This window comes from Pedobacter sp. AC402, from assembly GCF_979252805.1.
In genome coordinates this window covers 226,364-251,812 of sequence record NZ_CEEDAI010000015.1, presented here as the reverse complement: position 1 = coordinate 251,812, position 25,449 = coordinate 226,364, and the positions used below count along the sequence as shown (strand labels likewise).

Below are 25,449 nucleotides of genomic sequence, written 5' to 3'. Positions count from 1 at the left end.
CAGAATGCTGAAATTCCATAAGCGGTTAAAATTTATCTGATTATCTTACTAATCTAAACATTACCAGTTAAATGTTACAAGCAACAAACATTAAGGTTTTTAACATTCACAGCATAACATTATCTTTGCCTTATGTCAACACAATTAAAAAATCTGTCAGATTTCTCTCATACTACAGTTCCAAGAGGAGCAAACTATAAATTTGGAATTATTGTAGCCGAGTGGAACGCCGAAATTACCGGTGCTCTTTACAATGGAGCATTAAAAACTTTGTTGGCCAACGGGGTAAAAGAAGAAAATATAATCTCTTTACCTGTTCCGGGAAGTTTTGAACTTACAGTGGGTGCAGAAATTTTATTAAGTAAAAGAAGTGATATTGATGCTGTAATCTGTTTAGGTTGTGTGATACAAGGTGACACCAAACATTTCGATTTTATTTGCGATGCGGTTGCACAGGGTGTAACAAATGTTGGCATTAAATACAGTAAACCTGTTATTTTTGGCGTGTTAACTACTAATAATTTAGAGCAGGCGCAAGATCGTGCAGGTGGTAAACATGGTAATAAAGGCGATGAAGCCGCAATTACTGCAATTAAAATGGCTGATTTTTCTGCACAAATATAAACTTGGTTTTTAATAAATATTTGTACCTTAGACGTTTAAAATTTATCAGATCGATGAAAAAAGTAGCCATCTTACTATTGGCGGTGTTTAGCACCATTACCATTTTAGAATCTTGTTCTTCTAAGCTTTGCCCTGCTTATGGCTCTTACCCAGAAGGTAAACGCAGAAGAAACTAATCTAACTCATTTGTAATCTCATATTCAGGTCATTTGCAGAACATTATTCAGCTGCAATTGTTATTCTGTAAAACAATAATATAATATCATGACTTGGGTTAACTTAACTTCAATAGAACAGCTTGATGAAATCAAAAACGCGAGCGGTTTTAGCCTTATATTTAAGCACAGTACACGTTGCTCCATTAGCTTGATGGCCAAAAAGAATTTTGAGTTTGATTGGGAAGTTATTCCAGCTGACACAAAACTCTATTTTTTAGATTTAATTAGTTACCGGGATATTTCAAACAAGATTGCAGAGGTATTTCAGGTGGCACACCAATCGCCACAAATTTTATTAATTAAAAATGGCGATTGTGTGTTAGAAGCATCACACAGCGATATTTCTGCCGATGAAGTTGCAGAAGTGATCGCCGCTTAATTAAATACAACAAAATCTTAATCCTGAATTGGTTCAGAATTGAAAACGTCTAAAATAAATTTTGGACGTTTTTTTTATGTTAAATTCTAAGGGCTATTGATATAATCTTTTTAAGAAACAAATAATATGCCCTTCGACTACACTCAGGGGCGACACCATATTTTTCTCAACCCTAGCCGTGCCCGCGGGACGCATCCTGGGTAGCAAATAACAATTTGTTATTTGTGTTTGTTCCATAAGAACGTTTGGAAATACAAACGATTGATGATTTATCAAGTTTCGGTCTGGGAGGACACAGACCGAGGGAATGGGTTGTTGGTATTGATCTCCTTTAACAATAAATAAAGGCCCTTGGAATACACTCAGGGTCGACACAATTTTTTTCACAACCCTAGCCGTCCCAGCGGGACGCATCATCGGTAGCAAATAACAATTTGTTATTTGTGTTCGTTCCCTAGGAACGTTTGGTAATGCAAACGATTGATGATACAGCAAGAGTTTCGGTTTGTGGGGACACAGACCGAGGGAGTGGGTTGTTGGTATTGATCTTTTTACACATTAAATAAAGGCCCTTGGAATACACTCAAAGGCGACACCATATTTTTCAGGATCCAAGCCGTCCCAGCGGGAGGCTTCATCGGTAGCAAATAACAATGTGTTATTTGTGTTCGTTCCATAAGAACGTTTGGTAATGTAAACGATTGATGATTTAGCAAGTTTCGGTCTGTGAGGACACAGACCAAGGGAATGGGTTGTTGGTATTGATCTTTTTTACACAATAAATAAAGGCCCTTGGAATACGCTCAAGGTTTACACAATTTTTTTCAGGATCCAAGCCGTCCCAGCGGGACGCATCATCGGTAGCAAATAACAATTTGTTATTTGTGTTCGTTACATAGGAACGTTTGGTAATGCAAACGATTGATGATATAGCAAGAGTTTCGGTCTGTGAGGACCCAGACCGCGGGAGTGGGTTGTTGGTATTGATCTTTTTTAACAAATAAATTAAAGGCCCTTCGACTACACTCAGGGTCGACATTATTTTTTTTTAGTATCTAAGCCGTCCCAGCGGGACGCCTCATCGGTAGCAAATAACAATTTGTTATTTGTGTTCGTTCCATAGGAACGTTTGGTAATGCAAACGATTGATGATATAGCAAGTTTCGGTCTGTGAGGACACAGACCAAGGGAGTGGGTTGTTGGTATTGATCTTTTTACACAATAAATAAAGGCCCTTGGAATACACTACGGGTCTACATCATATTTTCTCAACCCAAGCCTTCCCAGCGGGACGCATCCTCGGTATACAGAAGAATACGGTAGAGGTCGATTTTTTTCAAAAAAAAAGGTCCCGATAAAATCGGAACCTTTTAAATTTTATTTTTGTTGCTTAAGCAACTACGGTGGTTTCTATTTTTAAAACTTTTGATGTTTTGCTTCTGGTTTCTTTACAAAGATCTGCATCCTCTGCGAGTGATTTACCATAAGTCGGGATCATTTCTTTAATTTTCGCCTGCCATTCATCAGTTGCCAAATCATCAGCGAAACAACGGTTTAGCAGATCGAGCATAATTGATACCGCGGTTGATGCACCAGGAGAAGCACCCAATAAAGCCGCAATAGATCCATCGGCTGCGCTCACTACTTCTGTACCAAATTCTAAAACGCCACCTTGTTTTTCATCCTTTTTTATTACCTGAACACGTTGTCCGGCATATTCCAATTCCCAATCTTTAAGTTCGGCAGTTGGTAAATATTCTTTCAAGGCTTCTAATCTATCTTCTGGCGATTGCCTTACTTGTTCAATTAGATATTTTGTTAAATCTAAGTTATGTAATCCGGCAGATATCATCGGACGGATGTTATTAAACTTTATTGATTTTGGTAAATCCAGGAACGAGCCATTTTTAAGGAATTTTGTAGAAAAACCTGCATACGGACCAAATAATAACGCTTGTTTACCATTAATCATTCTGGTATCCAAGTGTGGTACCGACATTGGAGGCGCACCTACCGCAGCTTTACCGTATACTTTTGCATGGTGTTTTTTGATAATTTCCTCATTGGTACATTTTAGCCATTGCCCGCTTACCGGAAAACCACCGAAACCTTTTCCTTCAGGAATATCAGATTTCTCTAACAATGGCAGAGAACCACCACCAGCGCCAATAAATACAAATTTTGCTACTCGCTTACGTTTGTCTCCGCTTTCTAAATCTTTAACCTTTACAATCCAGTTGCCATCTTTATTCTTTTTCAGGTCGCGCATTTTCGTGGTTAAAATATAGGTTAGCATTACTTTGTTCCTTTAAGTTGTTAAACATGTCGCGGGTCAGCGTACCAAAGTTAACATCGGTACCAAGATCCATTTTTGTTGCGGCAACTTTCTCGTTCTTTTTACGGCCGTCCATAATTAAATGGCGCCCAGCTTTTCACAAGTTCAGTATCCTCGGTATATTGCATATCGCTAAAAAGGTCGCATTGCGTTAAAGCATTGTAACGTTTTTTAAGATATTCTACATTCTTTTTACCCCAAACAAAACTCATATGAGGAATGCTGCGGATAAAATTGCATGGATCAGAAACCAGTCCTTTATTTACCAAGTAAGACCAAAACTGTTTTGAAACCTCAAAATGTTCAGCAATCTGAACAGCTTTTTTAATTTCAACTGTGCCATCTTTCTTTTCAGGGGTATAGTTTAATTCGCAAAAAGCAGAGTGTCCCGTTCCAGCATTATTCCAGGCATCAGAGCTTTCTGCTGCTGCAATATCTAAACGTTCGTAAATCTCAATACTTAGATTCGGCTCTAATTGCTTTAATAAAACACCAAGGGTTGCACTCATGATGCCAGCCCCTATTAAAATTACATCTGCGTCAGTTTTACCAACTGTCTTTTTCTTTTTGTCATCTTACTTTAAAGGAGTTACAAATTTAGAATGATTTTAAACATCCCACGAATTTTAAGGCATTAAATCTTAAAAAAATTGCCTAAAAATTAGAAATACACCAATGTTTTAGCAAGTTCTAATCAAATTTTAATCCAAAATTTATGGTACTTGATCTGCCAAAGAAAAAAGACATTACACTAACACTTACAAGCCATTATTAATTTAATAAAACCACTACTTATTTGCTTAAAATAATTGCGAATATACTTTTAAAGGCGGCATAAATTTAAAAATTCTACAATAAGCCATTCAATTTCTTTAATGATAATAGCATGAAGAAGCCTCATTGGTTTTTTTTAACCCTAAAATGTTAGTTTTATAAATCTTTTTTACCGTTAGATTCCTCATTAGAAACTTACTTCTATTGTTAACTGTGTTCTTTTTTATTTCCTGCTTAAAAGAAAAAACCGACCAGCTTCTACTCGAACTTGATCAGAAAAAACTAAATGAGTACATTAATTATGATAAAATCACATTTTTTAAATTCGCTAAAATAGCTGTTGGTTTCTGCTGCCATCCAGGATTTACATTTTCCATATTTAATATTTTGATAAAAAAGCCCTGCAATGTTTATTACAGGGCTCTTCAAACTGCATTATTAATTTTTAAGCTTGGCTTTAAATATTTTTCCAGTTTATCTATTTTAGGCTGGATAACCAATCTGCAATAGGGCTCGCTTCCATTTTTATTGAAATAGTTATGATGATAATTTTCAGCTATATAAAATGGTTTCGCAGCTTCTATCGCTGTAACTACTTTTTTGCCGTATGCATTGGTTTTATTCAATTCAGCCTTTTATCTTTTTTCTGCTAAAGCTTTCTGTTCTGGTGTATGGTAAAAAACCACCGAACGGTATTGCGTACCGCTATCTGCTCCCTGGCGATTTAAGGTAGTTGGATCATGGCTTTTCCAAAAAACCTCCAATAAATCATCATACGAAATCACCATCGGATTATATGTAATTTCTAAAACTTCTGCATGTCCGGTAGCACCAGTACACACTTCTTCGTAAGTTGGATTGCTTAATGTACCTCCTTCATAACCTGATTTAACTGAAACTACTCCTTTTAAGCGTTGAAAAATAGCTTCGGTACACCAAAAACAACCCATTCCAAATGTAGCCTTTTCTGTTTTTTTCCCTTGTGCATTTGCCTGGTTTAAGGCCAATACAGCTAATAATATTAAAAGTATTTTTTTCATGTGTGTTTATTTTATTAGTCGCAAATAACCCTTTAACCTTACAGTTTCATTGGATTATTTTCTACCTAATTATACGAAATGAATTAAACTGTAGTTTGTGTTTGAATTATAATGGATTTTATGTGACAATACAACTATTTGTGAATTTTGCAGTTAATGTTAACAACTTAAAACATTGATTTATAAATTTTTACACCACAAAATAATACACCAACAACACTTATTAACAATTCTTTTTTAAATTCGTACAACATTAAAATTTAATAATTATGTCTACACCGTATATTCCTTGTTTGGATTTAGGTTCTTACATCAATGGTTCAGCAGAAGAGCGTAAAAAGTTTTCTGATGAATTGGGAGAGCTTTTAACGATTCGGGTTTTGTTACCATCACCAATCATGGTTTAAGCCAGGAATTAATTGATAAACTTTACGAAAACATAAAGGCTGCTTTTGCGCTTCCGGTTGAAATTAAAAGAAAATACGAAAAACCAGAATTGGCTGGTCAGCGCGGCTACACCAGTGCAGGTAAAGAAACTGCTAAAGGAGCTAAAACACCAGATTTAAAAGAGTTTTGGCAAATTGGTCAGGAAGTAACAGATGGTGATCCGGTAAAAAATGAATATCCTGACAATGAGGTTTTAACAGAACTACCTGAATTTAATAAAGTTACAGGCGATATTTACAAAAAACTGGAAGAAAACGGAACGCATTTGTTACGTGCCATTGCCACTTACCTTGAATTGCCGATCAATTATTTCGATAAACACGTACATAACGGAAACTCTATTTTGAGGGGAATACATTATTTCCCGATCGAGAATCCCGAAACGATTCCTGATGATGCGGTGCGCGCAGGTGCACATGAAGATATTAACCTGATTACCTTATTAATTGGTGCCAGTGCCGATGGCTTAGAGGTATTAACCCGCAGCAACGAATGGTTACCTATTAAAGCACACCATACTGATATTGTGGTAAATGTAAATGTTACAACCGGTTAACCAACAATCAACAACACATCATGGTAAATCCACAAGATTGATGAAAACGTACACATTTTTTATGTTCCTTTTTATTTCACCACGTAGTGAATGGACTTGACCAGTTTTACCATCAACTATTGATGCGGATCATCCTAAAGCTTATAGCGATATGACTGCCGGCGAATATCTTGATGAAAGATTAAGAGAAATAGGATTGAAGAAGTAGTTTGGAATTATAAGTCCATCGTCCTTAAATCAAACGAAATTATAGAGAAAGATTAAAAGCATCGGCTAAAACCGGTGCTTTTTTGTTATTTTGAAATATGTATTCTACACGTTTAACGGTTTTTGCAGAAATTGATGGTATTGGCTCTGCTTCTGGCCTATTTCTTGATAAAGATTTATTGTACATTATTGGGGATAATAGTGGCTATATCAATGAATATAATATTAAAACCAAAGCATTACGGAAGATTCAGATTCTATTTGATCCAGCGCTTTCACAACTCGAGAATATACCTAAGCCCTTAAACCCAATTTCGAAATCCTTTGTCAGCACGGCGATAAATTATACATTTTAGGTTCTGCTTCAACACCTAAAAGAAACCTAATGATTGAATTTGACCTGAAAACACAAAAGATTTTTCAAAAAAACCTATCAAAAACTTATACTCACTTACAATCTATAGCCAAAATAGATGCTCAGGATTTTTTAACCTCGAAGGTGCAATTTTTACCGGCAACAAATGGTTATTATTTAACCGCGGTAACGGAACAGACGGAAAAAACGGCATTTTTAAGTGGGGAAAGAATTAGAAAACACATTGCATGCCACCTTCAACAGCTTTAAACTTCCTAATATCAATGATGTAGAATCTTCTTACGGATGCGTTATTGCTAAAAAATGATATATTTTTTATTGCCACGGCAGAGAATAGCAAATCGACCTATGCGGATGGTGATATTTTAGGCAGTTTTATTGGGAGTATTAATTTTGAAACTTTAAAGTTAAATTTTATCAATAAAATTACCGGAAATCATAAGTTTGAAGGAATTACCTTGCACAGTCAAAATGAACACCAAGCAACATTTCTATTGTGTGAAGATCGCGATACAGATGAACTTAAAACGGTGATTTATAAGTTAGAGATTAATCATAGCTGATAGTTGTCAGCTTTGAGCCATTTAGTTATCAAATTGACAGTTATTTAAATCAATAATGTTAATTTAAACTTACATCATAGACATATAAATATTACATTTGAATAATCCCATATTTAATGATAGCGTCCATTTGAAAAAGAAATATGCTACAAGAGGATTATTTAGAAGATTATCAAAATTTATTTTCTGTTTCAATGCCATTCATCCACTTAGTGAGGAATTAAAATCGGCTATCATTAAGAACAGCCATATTGCTAAAGTCGATAAAAAAACCACACTATTAAACACATAGAAAACAGTAATACCATCTATTTTATTGTTTCAGGTGGCGCGAGGGTGTATTATCTTGATAAAGATGGCAAACAAACCAACACCTGGTTTGTTATTCGAAAACGAATTGCTGATTTCTGTTTATGGTTTCTTCACCGGACAACCCAGCTTCGAGTATATTGAAACTTTAGAAGACACAACTCTTATAGTGGTAAAAAGAGAAAAACTTGATGAACTGTACCTTAAGTTTATGGAGTTCAATTATATCGGCCGAAAACTCACAGAATATTATTACATCCGTAACGAAGTACTGGCCAATGAACTACGAATGTTGAGTGCAAAAGAGCGTTACGAACAATTGTTTAAGCGTAATCCACAGCTTTTTCAGCGTGTTTCTTTGGGTCACATTGCCTCGTATTTGGGTATCTCCCAGGAGACGCTGAGCCGGATTAGAAAGTAAGCCGTTTTTGACTTTTATCAAAAGTCATATCGTCCTGAGCATATAGATTTGTTTATCTAAAAGAAACCTATGAAAAACAAATCTAAATTCCCCAATCTTACCTTAATAATTGTATTCTTTTGTTTAATATTTAATGGATCCTGCAAGAAAGACTTGGATACAAACGAAAAAGTTTCTAACCATGAAATCACAAGACTTAAAGATTGGTTTCAAATAAATTCAGTTGATCAAAAATTCAATAGATTTAAAACAATGACCCCTAATTGGGAATCTACTTTAGTTAATAACCAACCAGACCAAGAAGTGTATGAGATAAGCCTAAATAATTCTGAACAAATTTTTCAATCCACCATAATTTTGGAAAAGGGGAGTGAAAAAAAATTCAGTAAAAAAAAACAATATTCGATTACTGATATTCAAAGATAAAAAAACCAATAAATTCCTTTATGGAAGTTATTTATCAATAATTGATGAAAGAACTGGCAACGACCCCAAATCTATAAAATACAAATTTTACCAAAATCTTACAGGCCTAGTTTTATATTATAACATTGATGGAAGTTTTGCTAATGGGTGGAAGTATGTCAATGGCAAAATCTATAACCCAATTACGGCAAGCAGTGAAACAGCAATGATCAATTCGAATTTTGATAAGCTTTCTCAAATTGGAAAAAACAACTTTGATCGCGGTAAATTATTAAAAGAGTCGTCAGATCCTTGCTTAACTGGTATACCTGAATACGCTGTAAGTTGTGTGGGCACAAATGCGTATATGGAATGTACCTATGCAATAACTGGTTATACCTATGTAAGTATGTGTATAGGTGGCGGCAGCTATGGAGATCCAGGCACCTATTATCCAAAACTAATAGATGACCCTCATAACAATGGAAACGGCTCTATCACGACCAAAATGACTATGCCCCCTACTCCTGAAATACCAATAACAGACATTATAAAATACTTAGCTGTTTTGACAAAAGCAAGCCTGCAAGTTTAACTATTTACGCAGAAAAGATAGCGACTTCGTTTCCTGGACATGCATTTATATCAATTAAACAGGGATCTAATACAATGGTTTTGGGGTTTTACCCTAAGGAAAGCTTTCCTAGCACTGTTTCAGGACCTGGAATCATGGGTGACAATGGGAGAGCACGCATATAATTCAGCTACCAATTATGGAGATATTTCTGCTGAAAAACTACAAAAGATCATTGATACGATTATCAAATTCTCATACTAGTAATTATATTTTAACCAATAATAACTGTGCTAATTTTGTATTAGAAGTGCTAAGAATAATGGGGGTAACAGACATGACAGGAATTTGCACTCCAGATAATATATATGATATAACTAAGCCATATGCAACAAGTATGAATGGAAAAGCCCCAAAAACTCAAAGAACTTGTAATTAATTTAAATACTATGAGATACTTAAAAATTTTATCAATCATTTCTTTTCTGCCTCATTAACGGACTAGGAGAACATGGTATTCCAACTTTTGCCGGGATTGGGCTTTGTATGTATCAGTTTGTAAGTGATTTACTTAATTATATCCACTATAAAAACATAGAAATTTCCTGGTCATTAGGTCTTGTTGGCATTTCTACAATTGCTTCTATTTTGATCATATTATTATCAAGAAGATATAAAAATCGTTATCCATTACTAGTTTCTTTTATAATTCTATGCTGTACTGGAGTATATATGTGTGGAGTGCTTCGTCACTATGATAAAATACAACCTTGGTTTATATATCCGTTTTTAGTTTTTGTAATAAGTTCTGTTATATTAATTATAAAGAATTTTAAAAATTTAGATGCTAGTACTTTACAAAAAAGCCCATAGGGAAACATCTGGTTTAAGAGTTTTTATTATCAGCGGGAGGCATTTAGATTTATTAAATATTTTCAAATTGAATATTCCATCAAAATCGGTTACATATAACATTAAATGCTCTATCGAACTAAAAATTAGTAAAATGATTTTCACATTTACTTACAAGCGAATTATTCAACTTCTTTTGATATTACTCCTTGTTCTAACTACGTATATAGGCATTCCAGAGGAGTACCCGGGCCGACACATAACTACCTACCTTCCAAAAATTAAATCAAACATGAAAAAGTTATTAATTATTTTTCTTTTAGCAATAGCATTATTGCCTGCTAAAAATGCTCACGCACAAAATACCAATAGAAATTTTGGGCAAATACTGCAAACCTACTATCTATTTCAAGATAAAGACATTGTTGAAAAAGCCATCGATTTTGTAAATAATACACCAGGTAATTATAATAAGCTGAGCCCCATTTTAACTGGTTTCTTTGGTGCGGCATTTCTTAGCAATGAAACATTAAAGAAAAATTTCACGCTAAACATCAATCGTGTACAAAAACCAGAATTTAAGCAATTATTTATTTCTCTATTCTCCTTAAATATTGATACGCTTTATTCGCAAACCAAATTAACAGCATCATTAAATGACATGTACTGGTCTTCATTCTTTGCAACGGGCAACACAAAATATCTCGATAATATTATATCACATATACCCTATGCAGAAAACAGAAGCGACTTAAATTTATTTCTTGCCGGCTCTAGTGCAAAATGGTCGTTATGCAGCAATTCGATGCAAAATGATAAAGTGAATAAACATCTAAATGCGTTAAAGGATAAAAATCCCTTACTCAAAGAAATTTTAGAAAATGATCCTCAATATTTTCGGGAGGTTATGATTGACATTTTGAAGAAACAAAGAGAAAACGGCATTTGGAATTAAAACTAATTTAATGAAGAGCTGTCAACTTTCTAGCAAATTGGCTATAAAAGTTGACAACTCTTAGTTTTAATTCTTTAGTAAACTCCTTACAGAAACTTTTGGTGTTTCGCCGGCCGGTACAATAAAAATGGCATCATTTTCTATCGTTTGCCCTTCGTCGAGGTAATAACCTGCTGTAACCGGCAATATAGCTGTTGTTGTTTTTCCGTCTTTATCTCTCGTAGGATAAGTAACATTTATTAAATGACTTTTCATACTCACCTGAACCTTTTTGGAGGTTAACCTTGCTCCGGTTGCATTAATACAATCCAATTCAACAATTTTTGAACTGCTAATTCCAGACAAGTCCATTGAATTTGACAAACGGATATTTAAAGATTTGCCTGTATTGTTTTTAACTGAAGCCAAAACCTTGTAACGGTCGAAATCCTGATCCTTAATGGTTAATTTTTCTTTATTTACCACCGAGTACGTAACTGCGATTCCATTAAGGTTTACAGTTTCGCCATCTTTGATCTGTTGTGCCTTTGATACTGATGCTATTGCTAATAAAGGCAATAAAAAAACAAATGATTTAATCCATTTCATAATTGTTATTTCTTAGGTACAGCCAATTTAGGTATAAAAGCTGATTAACATCAGTTATTTCTTTGATTCATCAATCGCTTTATTAACCACATCCTGTATTCTTCCCCTAATCTTTAAATTAGATAATTTATCGGTAACGGTGGGGTTAACACGGTTAGATAAAAATACATACACCAACCCACGCGATGGATCTACCCAAACACCAGGTTCCGGTGTACCCTGTATGGCCATAGGTTTGTGGTGAAGCCAGTTCTGACGGATAGTGTTTGGTACTATCAGGATCCCAGCGGTCGAAACCTAAGCCTCTCCTGCTCACATTCGATTGTTTTGAAGTAAACATATCAACTGTTGTATTTTTAAAATACTCCACTCCTCCATAACTGCCACGGTTTAAAAGCATCTGATATATGATGGCAAGATCGTTGGCACTGGCAAACAAACCCGCATGTCCGGATACGCCACCAGCTAATGCCGCGCCCTGATCATGAACGTAGCCAACTAATAACGTTTTTCTGAAATACTTGTCATCTTCTGTCGGGATAATCTGTTCTGGCTTAAAACGGTTACGTGGCAAAAACCCTGCAGTCTGCATCCCCAGGGGTTTGTAGAAATTTTCGTAAGCATACTGATTTAAAGGCTCTTCGCTAATGTGCTCAACAATATCTTTCATCACATACATACTGATGTCGCTGTATACATATTTGCCCCGCGTTCTTATAGGAGAATTAAGCATTTTAGGCCACATAAAATCCTTAAAAAAGCCTTTTTTAATATAATAGTTATCAGCCACTTTGGTAGGGAAAGCTGCTGATGAATCTCTGCTGTAATCGCCAGTTTTCACATAATCATGAAAAGGAATGTAAGGGATAAAGCCCGCCTGGTGCAACATTACTTCACGCACCTGGATATTGCTCATTGGTGTGGTACGCGCTTTTGGAATGTAAGCACCAATATTGGTGTCGAGTTTTAATTTACCTTCTTCAAACAAACGCATTACCGCTGGTGTGGTAGCTGTTACCTTTGTAACCGAAGCCAGATCGAAAATATCAGTTACTTTATCTGGTACATTGGTATCATAGGTATGTGTACCATAGGCCTTGTTAAAAATTACTTTTCCATCTTTAGCCACTAAAACCACCAGCCCTGGGGTAGCTTTCTGACTGATTGCTTCTGAAGCAATGGCATCAATTTCTTTTAAATTATTTGAGTTTAAGCCAGCATCTTCTGGTACGGTATATTTCAATCGCGTAGCAGTGGTTACATAACCAGAGCCCATGGTATAACGCGCAGAGTACGCAGTGGTTAACTTGTTTACAGCAGCTATACCTCCAAAAATATATTGTGGAACAATTGCCGCCGCATCAGCATTGTTTTGAGCCGTCCACACGATTGGCGATTTTATCAGATCAAAAGATTTTAAACCTGGTCCGTTGCCAAAAAAGGAAATGATAACCTGTTTATTTTTGCTGATGCTGTTAATAAAATTCATGTATTTGGGCTTATTTATGTTCTGATCGTCGATTGTAATTAAAATGGTATTAAAATATTTAAGGTCATCTTCTAAATCGTTCAGGTTTATACTATCCTTATAAGAATCGGCAGAAAACGAGGTGATTTTATCGTATTTATTGGCCAAACTATCAAATACTGAACTATATGCGAAGCTCAAACTTACAGCAGCAATATTTTTTTTATCGAGCGATTTTACAGGGATAATTGCATCCTGGTTATTCAACAATACAGTTGTACCAGATATGGCATTGGCAAGGGTGAGTTTTTTCTCATTCGCTGTATGCTCCTGTGCGCAGGCCATTAAACATAAAACATTGCAGCAGGTTGCTACAGCCAGGATATACAATCTATTTCGCTTCATATACTTTTTCTCCGTTCAGATAGGTTTTTAAAACTTTGGTTTTTAATATGTTTTGTGGTGTTGATTTTAAAATGTCCTGATCGAGAATTACAAAGTCGGCCAGTTTACCTTCTTCCAGACTTCCTTTTTCTTGTTCTTCAAAATTGGCTTTTGCCGCCCAAATCGTCATTCCGCGTAAAGCTTCCTCTGGTGTTAAAGCATTTTCCATCTGAAAACCTCCTTTTGGATAACCTTTTGCATCTTCTCTCACCGTTGCTGCATAAAACGTTAATAATGGATTAATGTTTTCGACCGGAAAATCGGTACCTAAAGGAATCCAACCGTTCTGCTTCAATAATTGTTTGTAGGCATAAGCACTTTTCAACCTTTCGGCACCTAAACGCTGTCCGGCCCAATACAAATCAGAAGTAGCATGTGTAGGTTGCACAGAAGGTACAATGTTTGCTTTCCCGAAAAGATTAAAGTCGTTTTTATTTACCACTTGTGCATGCTCAATCCGCCACCGCTGATCGTTTTTACCTTTTAAAATTTTATTGTAAATATTCAGGATTACCCTGTTGGCCGAATCGCCAATGGCATGGGTACACATTTGAAAGTGGTTTGCTGCAATTTTTTCGGCCACTTCTTCGAAGTGCTTTTGATTGCTGAGCAGAAAACCTGTTTTACCGGGCATATCGCTATATGGATGCAACAAACATGCCCCGCGGGATCCTAATGCACCATCGGCATAAACTTTAAATGAACGGACATTTAGCCTGTCGGTTTTTATCGGGCCGCGACTAAATAGGTATTTATAATTATCAGGTTCATCAGATAGCATTACATAAAGCCTCATTTTAAGCTTTTTTTCTTTCTGAAGTTTTTCAATAAACTCTACTGCCAGGTAACTTAATCCGCAATCATCAATAGTGGTTAGGCCTGCAGCGAAACAATTTTTTTGTGCATCAACAAATATTTTCTCCGCCTGTTTAGCATTTGGCGAAGGAATTTTACGCTCTACCAAGCCTACTGCATTATCGATTAAAACACCTGTTAACTTTCCATTTTGCGTTAGCATATCGCCACCTACCAGTTTCTGTGGGCCTTTGATGCCTGCATCATCCAGTGCTTTTTGGTTGGCAATTGCGGCATGACCATCGATACGGTTTAGAAACACCGGGCGACCGGGAAAAAGTGCTGTAAGTTTATCATTTGTAGGAAAAGCTTTGTCATCCCAATCGTTCTGATCCCAACCGTTACCAATTAGCCAGCCTTCGGGATGTGTTTTAGCGAAATCAGTTAAGCGATTGATGACTTCTTCCCAAGATTTTGTTTCTCGTAAATCGGCGGTTTGTAAACTTTGTCCGTAACCATAAAAGTGCGCATGTGCATCAATAAAACCAGGATAAACTGCTTTACCTTCGGCATTAATTTCTTCTCTTCCTTTGTATTTCCCTTTAATTTCATCGCTGCTACCCAACAACAATATCTTCCCGTTATTTACCGCGAAGGCTTCAACTGTATCGAAATTGCTATTTACGGTATATACTTTAGCATTGTAAACAATTACATCAACTTCTTCTTTTTTGGCACAAGAAGTAAATAGTAAAGCCAGAAAGAGACTATATAAAGTGGTTTTCATATCGATAAAGATAGAAAATTGAATGCATTTGCTTTTGTAAATTCGGTTTTACAGAGAGATTGCGAAATAGTTTGCCATGGAAATACGGAATTGACGGATTATTGGCTCGTGCATAGTTTAATTTATAGCTTTAGGCTTCTGTTAAGATTTCTCAGCAATATTTTTAACCACAGATGTACACGGATAAACACAGATTTAAATTGTGATGTCATCTCCGTGGTCTGTGTGGCGGCAAATCAGTACTTATCATTTCTGTATCATGCCAATTTCAATAATTTTTAATAGATTCTGAAACAAGTTCAGGAGGACGAATCTTTGACAGATTTTGATTCTATGATGCACTTAATCCGTAGTTTGTGTCGCCACAGAACAGTACAAATCATTTCTGTACCCTGCCAATTTCAATAATATTTTTTAATAGATCCTGAAACAAGTTCAGGAAGACGAATCTTCATAAAACTGTTAATGGATTAACGGTGCATAGAAAATATTTTCATCCTTTAAAATCAATTGAGTCTTGCTCCAGGATAACAATTTAAATAAAAAAGCCTGCTAAGCAATTCATTCTATTTACCTACAGTCATTTATCTGTTGAGTTTTAAACAAATCCGGTTCTTTAAGCTTATTTTGCATAATTTAGCGAATTCACTTTGCCTTAATACATGACTGATATTATTCACTTATTGCCTGATGCCGTTGCTAATCAAATTGCTGCTGGAGAAGTTGTTCAACGACCTGCTTCTGCAGTTAAAGAATTGCTTGAAAACTCAATAGATGCTGGCGCAGACAAAATTCAACTGGTAGTAAAAGATGCGGGAAAGGCACTGATTCAGATTATTGATAATGGCTGTGGCATGAGTGTTACCGATGCCAGAATGTGCTTTGAACGCCACGCCACTTCTAAAGTTAAAAAGGCGGAAGATTTATTTGCCATACGCACAATGGGTTTCCGTGGTGAGGCCATGGCTTCTATCGCAGCAATTTCGCAGGTCAGAAATGAAAACCCGCAGGCATGAAGATGAAATTGGCACCTGTATTTCTATTGAAGGTGCCCAGGTTATCAACCAGGAACCGGTAGCAACCTCTGCCGGAACTCAAATTTCGATTAAAAACTTATTTTTCAATACACCCGCCCGAAGGAATTTTCTTAAAAGTAACCCGGTAGAAATGCGTCACATTCTGGATGAATTTCAACGGGTTGCATTGGCACATCCAAATGTGTTTTTTAGTTTGCATCACGATGGCGTGGAAATATTTAATCTGCCAAAAGGCAATTTAAAACAGCGGATTGTTCACCTTTTTGGCAACAATTACAATGAACGTTTAGTGCCCGTTGAAGAAGAAACGACCATTATAAACCTAAAAGGATATATTGGCAAACCTGCTTTTGCAAAAAAAACCAGGGGCGAACAGTTCTTTTTTGTTAACAACCGTTTTATAAAAGATCCCTATTTAAACCACGCAGTAAGTTCTGCTTTTGAAGAATTGTTGCCCGATGACAGTTATCCGCTATATGTGTTGTTTATCGAGATTGATCCTTCAAAAATTGATGTAAATGTACATCCTACAAAAACGGAGATAAAATATCTGGATGAAAAATCCATTTATGCCATTATGAAATCGGCGGTAAAACGTTCAATTGGCCGTTACAATATTTCGCCAACCTTAGATTTTGACCAGGAAACAGGTTTTAGCAACATGATTACTCACAAAGCGGTTGAAGATATAGTACCGCCGAGTATAAATTTTAATCCTGATTTTAACCCATTCGCCAGTGATAGCAGTTCTACCTCGGTTACGCTACCTCACCCCGAAATTATGACGCAAAACCGAGCGCCAAAAACTGGGGCTCCCTTTATGATATCACCGCACAACCTGTTGTAGAGCAAACTTCTATTTATGCGGATGAAAGCGTTTTAGAAACCAAACAAAAACAATATATGCAGTTGCATAACCGCTATATTGTTTCACAAATCAAATCGGGTTTGATGGTTATCGACCACACAAATGGCACATGAAAGACAGGATCCTTTATGAGCGTTTTCTCGTACATCTGGATGATCGCAAAGGAGCATCACAGCAGAGCTTGTTTCCGCAAACCATTACACTTAATGCCAACGATTTTGAAGAACTATTGGCAAAAAGTCTATTGCGATGATATAAAAAGTTTGGGTTTTGATGTACGAGAATTTGGGAAAAATACGTTGGTAGTCGAGGGTGTTCCTGTTGATTTAGGCAGCAGCAATATTAACGAAACCCAATTATTTGAACAGTTGATTGAGGGCTTTAAAAACTCGCAACAGGAACTAAAATTGAGCAAACGTGATAGTCTGGCCCGGAGTTTAGCAAAAAACAGTGCCATTAAAGCAGGTACAAGCCTCGGGCAGGAGGAAATGAATACCTTGATTGATGAGCTTTTTGCCTGCAAAACATCAACCTCACGTTAAAGCGATTGAGCGGTGGTGCCGACTAATCCAAACCATAACTTTCGCCGAATTGGATAGAGAAAGAATTTGAGAAGAGTTAGGTGTTGAGTTTGGAGTCGATTAATCAATTTAAACAATTTATCAGGCTCAGCGTTTGGTGTTAGGCGTTTAGTACCGACTAACCAATTTGAAAAATTAACCGATTAACCAGTTTAAAGAATTAACCACGACTGAACAATTAACCGATTAATCAATTTTAAAATTTAAATGAATAACATATATATTCCACCAGTAGTAAAGAACTTGCTGATCATTAACGTTCTATTTTTTGCTGCTACTTTTTTGCTTACTAATCTCCATTTGGATGATCTATTAGGGGTTTTTTATTTTGATTCTCCAAAATTTAGGTTTTGGCAACCCATTACCTATATGTTTATGCATGGCGGTATAGCACATATCTTTTTTAACATGTTTGCCTTATATTCTTTTGGCAGCTTATTAGAAACGAGATGGGGCGGAAAAAAATTTATTATTTTTTACTTCATCACCGGTTTAGGTGCACTTGCATTGCAATGGGCGGTACAGGCTTATGAGGTACATCAGATAATCGGTAGCGTTACCAATAACGGAAAAATCGATCTAACCGCATTATTTCGGGGCGAATTTAACACAAGTCAGCTTTCAATGGCCCAGGCCATTACACTGCGCAGTATTTACTTTGGTGGCATGGTTGGTGCATCGGTGCCATTTTTGGTTTATTGGTTGCTTTTGGCATGCTTTATCCTAATGCTGAATTGTATATTATGTTTATTCCGGTACCGGTTAAAGCAAAATATATTATCCCAATTTATATTTTAGTGGAGTTATCTTTAGGTGTTGCGCAGTTTGAAGGCGATTCTATTGCACATTACGCCCACCTTGGTGGAGCTTTAATTGGCTTTATCCTTGTTAAAATATGGAAAGATAAAAACGATACATTTTATACCCTTTATGAATAATACTTTCAAAGATTTAAAATACAAGGTTTTTCAATCTGGCAATCCATTGTTCTTTTACATTGGAGTTAATGTAATGCTGTTTTTAGCAATTGCTGTTATTAGTGTATTGAGCTTGCTAAGTGGCAAAGGAGATTTGATTAGTCCGTTTGTTAAGGAGTATGTAGGTTTGCCCGCAAGTATTTCTAAATTACCGGAACGTTTTTACACGGTACTCACCTACATGTTTATTCATGATGGGATTCTTCACATCCTGTTTAATATGCTGGGGTTATTTTGGTTTGGCAATATATTTATGAATTTCCTAAAAAGCCGCCAGTTTCATTTCGTATACCTGGCAGGTGGTATTTTCGGTGGTTTATTTGCTGTTGCTGCATTAAATATATTTCCGCTTTACGCAAATGGTTTAGAAGGTGTAACCATTGTAGGTGCATCTGCAGCCGTAATGGCCATTATTTTTGCAACAGCAACTTTGGTTCCCAATTATACCATTATGTTGCTTTTCTTTGGTGAAGTAAAGATAAAATGGATTGCCATTGTATATTTTGTGCTTGATTTTATTTCAATCGGTTCTGTAAATGCAGGAGGTAGTTTAGCCCATATTGGTGGTGCACTACTGGGTTTTGTTTTTATTAAGCGTTTACAGAATGGGAGCGACTGGAGCAAAATTTTTGAAAGGAAGCCAAAATTAAAAGTAGTCCGCAATGAAAAACCCGTTAAAAAACCCGAATTTAAAGGCGGCGTTTCTCAACAGGAAATTGATGCCATTTTGGATAAAATATCTACTTCAGGATATGATAAACTAACGGCAATGGAAAAAGAAAAACTATTTAAGGCAAGCAAAGATTAATGGCCACAAAGAAGAAGAAATACAGTTTCCTGGATAAACTCCTTTTACCCGTTGCCGTTTTACTGGCAATTGCCTTGCTTTTGGGTGTACTTGCAGGAAATATGGATCCAAGAAAACATGCTTTGATTGCTTTTTTTGGTTTGGCCTACCCTTTTGTATTATTCATTAATATTATCTTTTTGGTTTGGTGGTTTTTAAGCAAAAAATGGCTTTTTGCTATTGCCACTGTTTTGGTTATCGCTATCGGTGCCAAAACTTTAAAAGCTACCTTTGCCGTTGGTGGTGATGAAGGCCTTTCAGAAAAAGCCGAAAACAGCATCAGAATGATGACTTACAATGTGCATAGCTTTAAACTATATGGCGAAGACAATACCGAATCGGTAAAGGAGAAAATGCTCCAGGTAGTTAAAGATCAAAATCCGGATATCATCTGTTTTCAGGAATTTTTTACCCGTTATAAAGGTGCTTTCGATACTGTTGATAGCCTAAAAGCATTGTTGAATACAAAATATTACTACTTTGTGCCCACCAATAAAAATGATTACGAAGCCACTGGTTTAGCCATTTTTTCTAAATACCCAATTAAAGATTCGGGTAAAATTCCTTTCGTTGAAGGTTTCCCCGGAAACATGAGTATTTATGCAGATCTGAACATCAAGGGAAAAACATTGAGAATTTATAACGTACATTTTCAGTCTATATCTTTCGAAAAACAGGATTACGAATACCTGGACAAGATGAAAGAAATGAATACGGAATTGCAACCTTCGAAGCGGATTTTGAGGATGTTAAAAAGTGCATTTTTAAAACGGAGCGGTCAGGTAGACATCATGAAAAAAGAAATGGCCACCTGTAAAACCCCATACCTTATTGCTGGCGATTTTAATGATACCCCTGCTTCTTATGTAGTTACACAAATTACTACCGGACTAAACAATAGTTTTATAAAAAAAGGCAACGGATTTGGCAAAACATACAATGGCAAATTCCCTAATTTTCAGATCGATTATATTGCCACATCAAAAGATTTAGAGGTGCTCAATTACAAAATTACTCAAGCTAAATTATCTGATCATTTTCCTGTACGCAGTGATTTAAGGTTTTTACCGTAAACAATTGAAAAACAAAATTGATAGGCTTATTTCGGTCGGTGAGACACCAACCGATAGGATAAATAACCACAAGCCGCTCATTTCCTGATTAAAAACTATCAATTTCATTTGGAGCGCAAAGCCTATGCAAAACACTAAATTTCTTCCCGTTTTGCGCTTTTACGCTTCGCTTCCTCGTACCTCATTGCTGCAGGGTATCGCTTCAACCGGGGCTAGATGGCCGACATTAGTATTCCATTTGTGAGGTTGCAGGGTGCAAGAACCATTGTTCCTAAACCCGACAGAAGCGGCAGCACCGGATTCTTCATCCGGACTATAGCGAATGGCGGGACTGCAAACCGCCAAGAACCACAAACCGCTCATTTACTAACTCAATAAATAGTAATATGCTTTTATTTCAAGGGCTAATACAGCAGGCAAGTAAACTATAATAAGGGGGTAACAAGAATCATGGCATTAATCGAGCATGAAAAAGTCGACCAAATTACTAGCTTTTTTTTTCTTACCATACATCAACAATAGGTTTGAGGCTTATGTTCATATTTGCCTTATAAATTTTAAAAAAAATCTTCAAAAATATGAGTTTAATAGATGCCCTAAACTGGCGTTATGCCGTTAAAAAAATGAACGGTAAACCGGTAGAACAAGAAAAGGTTGATAAAATCATTGCTGCAGCACATTTGGCACCAACATCATCAGGTTTACAGCCTTTTAAAGTTATTGTGGTAACCAATCAGGAATTAAAAGAGAAAATTGCACCGATTGCATATAACCAATCGCAGGTAATCGATTCTTCTCATTTGTTGATTTTCGCCGCAATCGAAAATTATACTGAAGAAGGAATTGATGAAGTTTTTAACAGAATGAATGCTGAGCGGGGCTTACCTTTAGATACTACTGATGCTTACAAAGCACAGTTAAAAGGAATGCTTTTAGCTAAATCTGCCGAAGAAAACTTTAATCATGCTGCGCGCCAGGCTTATATTGGTTTTGGGATTGCTATTGCAGAAGCAGCGGTTTTAAAAGTTGATGCTACCCCAATGGAAGGCTTTAACGGACCAGCCTTAGACGAACTTTTAGGTTTAGATAAAAAAGGTTTAAAAAGCGTAACCTTATTGCCATTGGGTTACAGAGACGAAGCCGGAGATTGGTTGGCAAACCTTAAAAAGGTACGTTCACCTAAAGAAGAATTCTTAATCGAGTTTAAATAGGCAAACACATCATAATTTAAAAACAGGCCGCTATTAGTGGCCTGTTTTGTTTTATAGCAATAATATAGTCGTGGTTTGCAACGAGAATCACATTTACAATGTGAATACACTAATCAAAAAGCTTTCTTATGATCATAAAATCGCAACGCTCCTATCCCAGTTACAAACGAGGTCGATATTAAACGAAGAACCAGTTGCCCATCAAACTTACCTGGAATTTGCAGTCAGTTAACCGATTTAAACGATTAATCAGTTAAACAAACAATCTCATATTAAATCCTGAAACAAGTTCAGGAGGATGGTATGCGGGAATGAACCAATTATTTGTAAAAAAATGTTAAACATCACTACATTTTATGTGCTCTATTTATAATTGGATATATTTACGGGCTTAGCATTTAATATCCAATCATGAAGATTTTTAGATTATCGTTTGTTATACTGTCACTTTTATCCACACTAAGTTTTTCATCTTCGGCACAAACCGATACCATAAGTATAAATTCGCTGATCAGCAAAACCAATAAAGTTTTAAGCGATTATCCGGCTGAAAAAATTTATCTCCATTTTGATAAACCTTATTATGCTGTGGCCGATACTGTTTGGTTTAAAGCTTATGTTACCGAAAATCAGAATTTTTTATCCGGCATCAGTAAAATCATTTATGTTGACGTGATTAATCAGAAAGATTCCCTTATTCAAACCTTAAAATTACCTATAACAGGTGGTTTCGCTTATGGTAGTTTCCCTTTAGACCAGGTAAATTACAAACAAGGCAATTACCACATTAGGGCCTATACCTTGTGGATGCTTAATAGTGAAGATCCTGCCTACTTTAACAAAACGTTTTATGTAGGAGAAGCCATTGATAAGGAAGTAAAAACGCATATTACGTATAAAAATACATCTACTGATAAACTTGAAAAGATTGATGCAAGGGTTCAGTTTAAAGATGCCAACAATAAACCTTATGCAAATAAAAGTGTAACATGGCAGGTGGTTACCAGTTATACGGTAATTGCAAAAGGCAGGGGCACAACAGATGCAAACGGTTATTTAACCATTGCTATGAGGCAATGCGCAAAAGGCAGAATATCAATTGCAAAAAGGTGAGTTAATTACCAGCATCAACACTACTGATAAAGATGTAGCCAACAGTAGCTTTCAACTTAAAAATGCCATTTTAAGCAAAGATTTTCAGTTTTTTCCAGAGGGTGGAAGTATAATTGCAGGTTTAACCAATAAGGTAGCGTTTAAGGCCATTAAAAGTGATGGTTTGGGCATCAGCTCAAAAGGAACCATTACCGATAGTGATGGTAAAACGGTGGTAACTTTTACCGCTCAGCATTTAGGTATGGGCAGTTTTAATTTACTTGCCGAGGCAGGCAAAACTTATAAAGCCGCAGTTACTTATGCCGATGGTACCACACAAAATTATAACTTACCCGCAGTTACAGCCAATGGTATTGCCATAAACATCGATAACAGCAATGCCGATAATGTAGCTATAAAAATTGCGGCCAATGATGCTTTTTTTGAACAAAACCAAGGCAAAAAGTTCTATCTGATTGCACAAAAGTAAGGGTGTTATATGTTATGGTGCACAAACTGCGTTATCAAACAAGGAATATAATACCACTGTACTTAAATCTAAATTTCCTAATGGAATTGCCCAGTTTACTTTATTCAATGAATTTGGCAAGCCATTGAGCGAAAGACTGGCATTTGTTCAACACAAAAACACCATGGCAGTAAGCCTAACCAGTGCTGCTACTACTTATGGCATTAAGAAAAAAGTAAAGATTAATGTAGCTGCAAAAAAGGATGGTGCCCCGGTAGAAGGTAGTTTCTCGGTAGCTGTTGTAGATGAAACCAAAGTTCCATCGAGTGAAGATGCAACCAGTACCATATTAACAGGCTTGTTGTTAAGCAGCGATGTTAAAGGCTATATCGAAAAGGCCAACTACTATTTTAATGCCCCTGATGCAAAGAAAAATGCTGATTTGGATGTACTGCTCCTTACCCAGGGATACCGCAGCTTTAAATACACAGATATTGTTGCCAATAAATTGCCTAAAATCGACTTTTTGCCTGAACAAGGCATTGAAATTTCGGGTATTTTACGTCAAAATAATGGGATTCCGGTTAGAAAGGGCGCTTTATTGTTAACCATCCCCGATAAACGTTTTAATTTGGAAAGCACCACCGATCCTGTTGGCAATTTTAAATTTCAGAACCTGGTATTTAATGATTCTTCTAAAGTTACCATTACAGCGAAATATAATGTGAATTATAAAAACATGACTTTGAGCTTAAATGGTGCACCGATTCCATCATTAACAAGAAATTTTAGTGCCGCTGAAGAAGTTTTAAATATCGACAGTGCTTTAACCAGTTACCTGGATAACAGTAAAAGACAATATGCCTATTTACACACTTTAAAAGATGTAAATATTAAAGCAGCTGTAGTACCAAAGGTTAGCCATAAGGATTACCCTGCATTAAGTGGACTGAGCCAAATAGCTGATCATGAAATTATTGGCGACCGTTTAAAAGGTTGTGGTTTATTAATAAACTGTTTACAGGGCATGCTTGCTGGCGTAACCTTTGCTGATAATAACTTTTATGTAAGCAGAGATTACAACCAGGGTAAAAAAGTGCCGATGGGTATTTTCATCAACGGCATGAATGTGGATGTTAACCAGATTAACACCTTAGATGCTAACCAGCTTGAATCTGTTGAGGTTTTCCTGAGAGATGATTTGGGTTTGGTAAACCGAGCAAATAACGTAAATGGTGTAATTGTATTTAACCAGAAGAAAGCACCTAAAGGAACCAAAATTTCGAAAGCCCAGTTAATGGATATGCTTCCGAAATATTACGAGCTTACTTTTTCACCACAAGGTTATAACAAAGAGAAACAGTTTTATTCTCCAAAATACGATGTTCCGGCGAGTATGAACCGCAACGATTTAAGAACCACCATATATTGGAACCCTAAAGTTGTAACCGATGCAACTGGTAATGCTTCTTTCGAATATTATAATGCAGATGGTAAAGGCCAGTATAAAGTAATTATTGAAGGAATTGATGCGAACGGAAATTTAGGAAGATCGGTATTTAAGTATCTTGTTAAGTAGGATAGCTTATAGTCGGTGGTTGATGGTTGATGGTTAATAGCAAAGGTTATCAACCGAGAGGAATAAGTTACCAATTTGGTATGGGGTATTTATAGACCCGGGCCATTATGCCGTTGATTATTTGAGAAGTAGTATAGCTTATAGTCGATGGTTGATAGTTAATAGCTAAGGTTATCAACCGAGAGGAATAAATTATCAATTTGGTATGGGTTAATTCATAGGACCTGGCCATTATACCATTTATCAATTTTTGTCAAGTAGGATAGCTTATAGTCAATGGTTGATGGTTGATAGTTATTAGCTAAGGTTATTAACCGAGAGGAATAAGTTATCAATTTTGTAGATGCAGTTGATGAACCCTGGCCATTATACCTTTGATTATTTGTGTTAAGTAGTATAGCTTATAGTCGATGGTTGATAGTCGATAGTTAATAGCTAAGGCTATCAACCCAGAGGAATAAGTTACCAATCTGGTATGGGTTAATTCATAACCGTTAATTATTAACCAATTTGTGTTAAGTAGGATAGCTTACAGTCAATGGTTGATAGTCGATAGTTAATAGTTAAGGTTATCAACCGAGAGGAATAGTTATCAATT

The 25,449-nt window shown here is 36.2% G+C and carries 21 protein-coding genes and 5 pseudogenes; 19 read left to right on the top strand and 7 right to left on the bottom strand.

The genetic code is table 11. The features are described from left to right. Positions 1-132: 132 nt before the first annotated feature. From ribH to ytxJ, 3 genes are all read left to right on the top strand, one after another. The gene (ribH, locus tag AC0IWE_RS24680; protein ID WP_471795138.1) at positions 133-624 is read left to right on the top strand and encodes a 6,7-dimethyl-8-ribityllumazine synthase; all 492 of its coding nucleotides are present in this window, start codon (positions 133-135) and stop codon (positions 622-624) included. A 53-nt stretch (positions 625-677) separates the two neighbouring features. Next, positions 678-800 (top strand): hypothetical protein, encoded by a 123-nt coding sequence (locus AC0IWE_RS24675; protein WP_255352041.1) that lies wholly within the window; start codon positions 678-680, stop codon positions 798-800. An 88-nt stretch (positions 801-888) separates the two neighbouring features. Beyond that, positions 889-1,221: a bacillithiol system redox-active protein YtxJ gene (gene ytxJ, locus AC0IWE_RS24670; RefSeq protein ID WP_055910188.1), complete on the top strand. Its 333-nt coding sequence runs from the start codon at positions 889-891 to the stop codon at positions 1,219-1,221. 1,390 nt (positions 1,222-2,611) lie between these two features. Here ytxJ and AC0IWE_RS24665 read toward each other — a convergent pair. The 4 genes and pseudogenes from AC0IWE_RS24665 to msrA all read right to left on the bottom strand — a co-directional run bounded on the left by AC0IWE_RS24665 (position 2,612) and on the right by msrA (position 5,280). Continuing rightward, positions 2,612-3,517 (bottom strand): malate:quinone oxidoreductase, encoded by a 906-nt coding sequence (locus tag AC0IWE_RS24665; RefSeq protein WP_471795137.1) that lies wholly within the window; start codon positions 3,515-3,517, stop codon positions 2,612-2,614. After that, entirely contained in the window at positions 3,468-3,632 is a 165-nt protein-coding gene (locus tag AC0IWE_RS24660; RefSeq protein WP_471795136.1) for a malate:quinone oxidoreductase, read from the bottom strand. The genes AC0IWE_RS24665 and AC0IWE_RS24660 overlap by 50 nt, the downstream gene beginning before the upstream one ends. Further along, a complete protein-coding gene (locus tag AC0IWE_RS24655) occupies positions 3,619-4,065 on the bottom strand; it encodes a malate:quinone oxidoreductase (RefSeq protein WP_471795135.1) in 447 nt (148 codons plus the stop codon). The genes AC0IWE_RS24660 and AC0IWE_RS24655 overlap by 14 nt, the downstream gene beginning before the upstream one ends. 690 nt (positions 4,066-4,755) lie before the next feature. Beyond that, positions 4,756-5,280, bottom strand: a pseudogene (gene msrA / locus AC0IWE_RS24650) (peptide-methionine (S)-S-oxide reductase MsrA). A 359-nt stretch (positions 5,281-5,639) separates the two neighbouring features. Here msrA and AC0IWE_RS24645 point away from each other — a divergent pair. The 7 genes and pseudogenes from AC0IWE_RS24645 (at position 5,640) to AC0IWE_RS24615 (ending at position 11,035) form a co-directional block, all read left to right on the top strand. Then, positions 5,640-6,581, top strand: a pseudogene (locus AC0IWE_RS24645) (isopenicillin N synthase family dioxygenase). Between the two features lie 97 nt (positions 6,582-6,678). Beyond that, positions 6,679-7,205, top strand: a pseudogene (locus tag AC0IWE_RS24640) (DUF6929 family protein). 41 nt (positions 7,206-7,246) lie between these two features. Next, positions 7,247-7,519 (top strand): annotated as a pseudogene (locus AC0IWE_RS24635) (DUF6929 family protein); the annotation flags it as partial. A 355-nt stretch (positions 7,520-7,874) separates the two neighbouring features. Further along, entirely contained in the window at positions 7,875-8,249 is a 375-nt protein-coding gene (locus AC0IWE_RS24630; RefSeq protein ID WP_471795134.1) for a Crp/Fnr family transcriptional regulator, read from the top strand. A 69-nt stretch (positions 8,250-8,318) separates the two neighbouring features. After that, positions 8,319-8,675, top strand: coding sequence for a hypothetical protein (locus AC0IWE_RS24625; protein WP_471795133.1), 357 nt, complete (start codon positions 8,319-8,321; stop codon positions 8,673-8,675). After that, entirely contained in the window at positions 8,620-9,249 is a 630-nt protein-coding gene (locus AC0IWE_RS24620; RefSeq protein ID WP_471795132.1) for a hypothetical protein, read from the top strand. The genes AC0IWE_RS24625 and AC0IWE_RS24620 overlap by 56 nt, the downstream gene beginning before the upstream one ends. 1,123 nt (positions 9,250-10,372) lie before the next feature. After that, positions 10,373-11,035, top strand: coding sequence for a hypothetical protein (locus tag AC0IWE_RS24615; RefSeq protein ID WP_471795131.1), 663 nt, complete (start codon positions 10,373-10,375; stop codon positions 11,033-11,035). A 66-nt stretch (positions 11,036-11,101) separates the two neighbouring features. Here AC0IWE_RS24615 and AC0IWE_RS24610 read toward each other — a convergent pair whose 3' ends face one another. The 3 genes from AC0IWE_RS24610 to AC0IWE_RS24600 all read right to left on the bottom strand — a co-directional run bounded on the left by AC0IWE_RS24610 (position 11,102) and on the right by AC0IWE_RS24600 (position 15,117). After that, complete coding sequence (locus AC0IWE_RS24610; RefSeq protein ID WP_055903128.1) at positions 11,102-11,623, bottom strand: hypothetical protein; 522 nt, start codon at positions 11,621-11,623, stop codon at positions 11,102-11,104. A gap of 154 nt (positions 11,624-11,777) precedes the next feature. Beyond that, positions 11,778-13,496: a serine hydrolase domain-containing protein gene (locus AC0IWE_RS24605; RefSeq protein ID WP_471795130.1), complete on the bottom strand. Its 1,719-nt coding sequence runs from the start codon at positions 13,494-13,496 to the stop codon at positions 11,778-11,780. After that, complete coding sequence (locus AC0IWE_RS24600; RefSeq protein WP_471795129.1) at positions 13,483-15,117, bottom strand: amidohydrolase; 1,635 nt, start codon at positions 15,115-15,117, stop codon at positions 13,483-13,485. The genes AC0IWE_RS24605 and AC0IWE_RS24600 overlap by 14 nt, the downstream gene beginning before the upstream one ends. 662 nt (positions 15,118-15,779) lie before the next feature. Here AC0IWE_RS24600 and mutL point away from each other — a divergent pair. From mutL to AC0IWE_RS24555, 9 genes and pseudogenes are all read left to right on the top strand, one after another. Next, a pseudogene (gene mutL, locus AC0IWE_RS24595) lies at positions 15,780-17,549 on the top strand (DNA mismatch repair endonuclease MutL); the annotation flags it as partial. A 261-nt stretch (positions 17,550-17,810) separates the two neighbouring features. Beyond that, positions 17,811-18,401, top strand: coding sequence for a rhomboid family intramembrane serine protease (locus AC0IWE_RS24590; RefSeq protein WP_471795128.1), 591 nt, complete (start codon positions 17,811-17,813; stop codon positions 18,399-18,401). Next, positions 18,317-18,541 carry a rhomboid family intramembrane serine protease gene (locus tag AC0IWE_RS24585; protein WP_471795127.1) on the top strand — a complete coding sequence of 75 codons (225 nt, stop codon included), beginning with the start codon at positions 18,317-18,319 and terminating at the stop codon, positions 18,539-18,541. Before AC0IWE_RS24590 ends, AC0IWE_RS24585 begins: the two co-directional genes overlap by 85 nt. Next, entirely contained in the window at positions 18,534-19,388 is an 855-nt protein-coding gene (locus tag AC0IWE_RS24580; RefSeq protein WP_471795126.1) for a rhomboid family intramembrane serine protease, read from the top strand. The genes AC0IWE_RS24585 and AC0IWE_RS24580 overlap by 8 nt, the downstream gene beginning before the upstream one ends. Next, complete coding sequence (locus AC0IWE_RS24575) at positions 19,388-20,500, top strand: endonuclease/exonuclease/phosphatase family protein (RefSeq protein WP_471795125.1); 1,113 nt, start codon at positions 19,388-19,390, stop codon at positions 20,498-20,500. The genes AC0IWE_RS24580 and AC0IWE_RS24575 overlap by 1 nt, the downstream gene beginning before the upstream one ends. Before the next feature lie 578 nt (positions 20,501-21,078). Next, complete coding sequence (locus tag AC0IWE_RS24570; RefSeq protein ID WP_055903146.1) at positions 21,079-21,711, top strand: NAD(P)H-dependent oxidoreductase; 633 nt, start codon at positions 21,079-21,081, stop codon at positions 21,709-21,711. Positions 21,712-22,122: 411 nt separating this feature from the next. After that, the gene (locus AC0IWE_RS24565; RefSeq protein ID WP_471795124.1) at positions 22,123-22,824 is read left to right on the top strand and encodes a hypothetical protein; all 702 of its coding nucleotides are present in this window, start codon (positions 22,123-22,125) and stop codon (positions 22,822-22,824) included. Then, complete coding sequence (locus AC0IWE_RS24560) at positions 22,811-23,293, top strand: hypothetical protein (RefSeq protein WP_471795123.1); 483 nt, start codon at positions 22,811-22,813, stop codon at positions 23,291-23,293. The genes AC0IWE_RS24565 and AC0IWE_RS24560 overlap by 14 nt, the downstream gene beginning before the upstream one ends. Then, positions 23,280-24,851, top strand: coding sequence for a hypothetical protein (locus AC0IWE_RS24555; RefSeq protein ID WP_471795122.1), 1,572 nt, complete (start codon positions 23,280-23,282; stop codon positions 24,849-24,851). Before AC0IWE_RS24560 ends, AC0IWE_RS24555 begins: the two co-directional genes overlap by 14 nt. Positions 24,852-25,449 lie beyond the last annotated feature (598 nt).

Excerpts from the sequence above, each read along its gene's own strand:
- ribH (WP_471795138.1), top strand. The coding sequence starts at position 133 with ATGTCAACACAATTAAAAAATCTGTCAGATTTCTCTCATACTACAGTT.
- AC0IWE_RS24675 (WP_255352041.1), top strand. The coding sequence starts at position 678 with ATGAAAAAAGTAGCCATCTTACTATTGGCGGTGTTTAGCACCATTACC.
- ytxJ (WP_055910188.1), top strand. The coding sequence starts at position 889 with ATGACTTGGGTTAACTTAACTTCAATAGAACAGCTTGATGAAATCAAA.
- AC0IWE_RS24665 (WP_471795137.1), bottom strand. The coding sequence starts at position 3,517 with ATGCTAACCTATATTTTAACCACGAAAATGCGCGACCTGAAAAAGAAT.
- AC0IWE_RS24660 (WP_471795136.1), bottom strand. The coding sequence starts at position 3,632 with ATGGACGGCCGTAAAAAGAACGAGAAAGTTGCCGCAACAAAAATGGAT.
- AC0IWE_RS24655 (WP_471795135.1), bottom strand. The coding sequence starts at position 4,065 with ATGAGTGCAACCCTTGGTGTTTTATTAAAGCAATTAGAGCCGAATCTA.
- AC0IWE_RS24630 (WP_471795134.1), top strand. The coding sequence starts at position 7,875 with ATGGCAAACAAACCAACACCTGGTTTGTTATTCGAAAACGAATTGCTG.
- AC0IWE_RS24625 (WP_471795133.1), top strand. The coding sequence starts at position 8,319 with ATGAAAAACAAATCTAAATTCCCCAATCTTACCTTAATAATTGTATTC.
- AC0IWE_RS24615 (WP_471795131.1), top strand. The coding sequence starts at position 10,373 with ATGAAAAAGTTATTAATTATTTTTCTTTTAGCAATAGCATTATTGCCT.
- AC0IWE_RS24610 (WP_055903128.1), bottom strand. The coding sequence starts at position 11,623 with ATGAAATGGATTAAATCATTTGTTTTTTTATTGCCTTTATTAGCAATA.
- AC0IWE_RS24605 (WP_471795130.1), bottom strand. The coding sequence starts at position 13,496 with ATGAAGCGAAATAGATTGTATATCCTGGCTGTAGCAACCTGCTGCAAT.
- AC0IWE_RS24600 (WP_471795129.1), bottom strand. The coding sequence starts at position 15,117 with ATGAAAACCACTTTATATAGTCTCTTTCTGGCTTTACTATTTACTTCT.
- AC0IWE_RS24590 (WP_471795128.1), top strand. The coding sequence starts at position 17,811 with ATGAATAACATATATATTCCACCAGTAGTAAAGAACTTGCTGATCATT.
- AC0IWE_RS24585 (WP_471795127.1), top strand. The coding sequence starts at position 18,317 with ATGCTTTATCCTAATGCTGAATTGTATATTATGTTTATTCCGGTACCG.
- AC0IWE_RS24580 (WP_471795126.1), top strand. The coding sequence starts at position 18,534 with ATGAATAATACTTTCAAAGATTTAAAATACAAGGTTTTTCAATCTGGC.
- AC0IWE_RS24575 (WP_471795125.1), top strand. The coding sequence starts at position 19,388 with ATGGCCACAAAGAAGAAGAAATACAGTTTCCTGGATAAACTCCTTTTA.
- AC0IWE_RS24570 (WP_055903146.1), top strand. The coding sequence starts at position 21,079 with ATGAGTTTAATAGATGCCCTAAACTGGCGTTATGCCGTTAAAAAAATG.
- AC0IWE_RS24565 (WP_471795124.1), top strand. The coding sequence starts at position 22,123 with ATGAAGATTTTTAGATTATCGTTTGTTATACTGTCACTTTTATCCACA.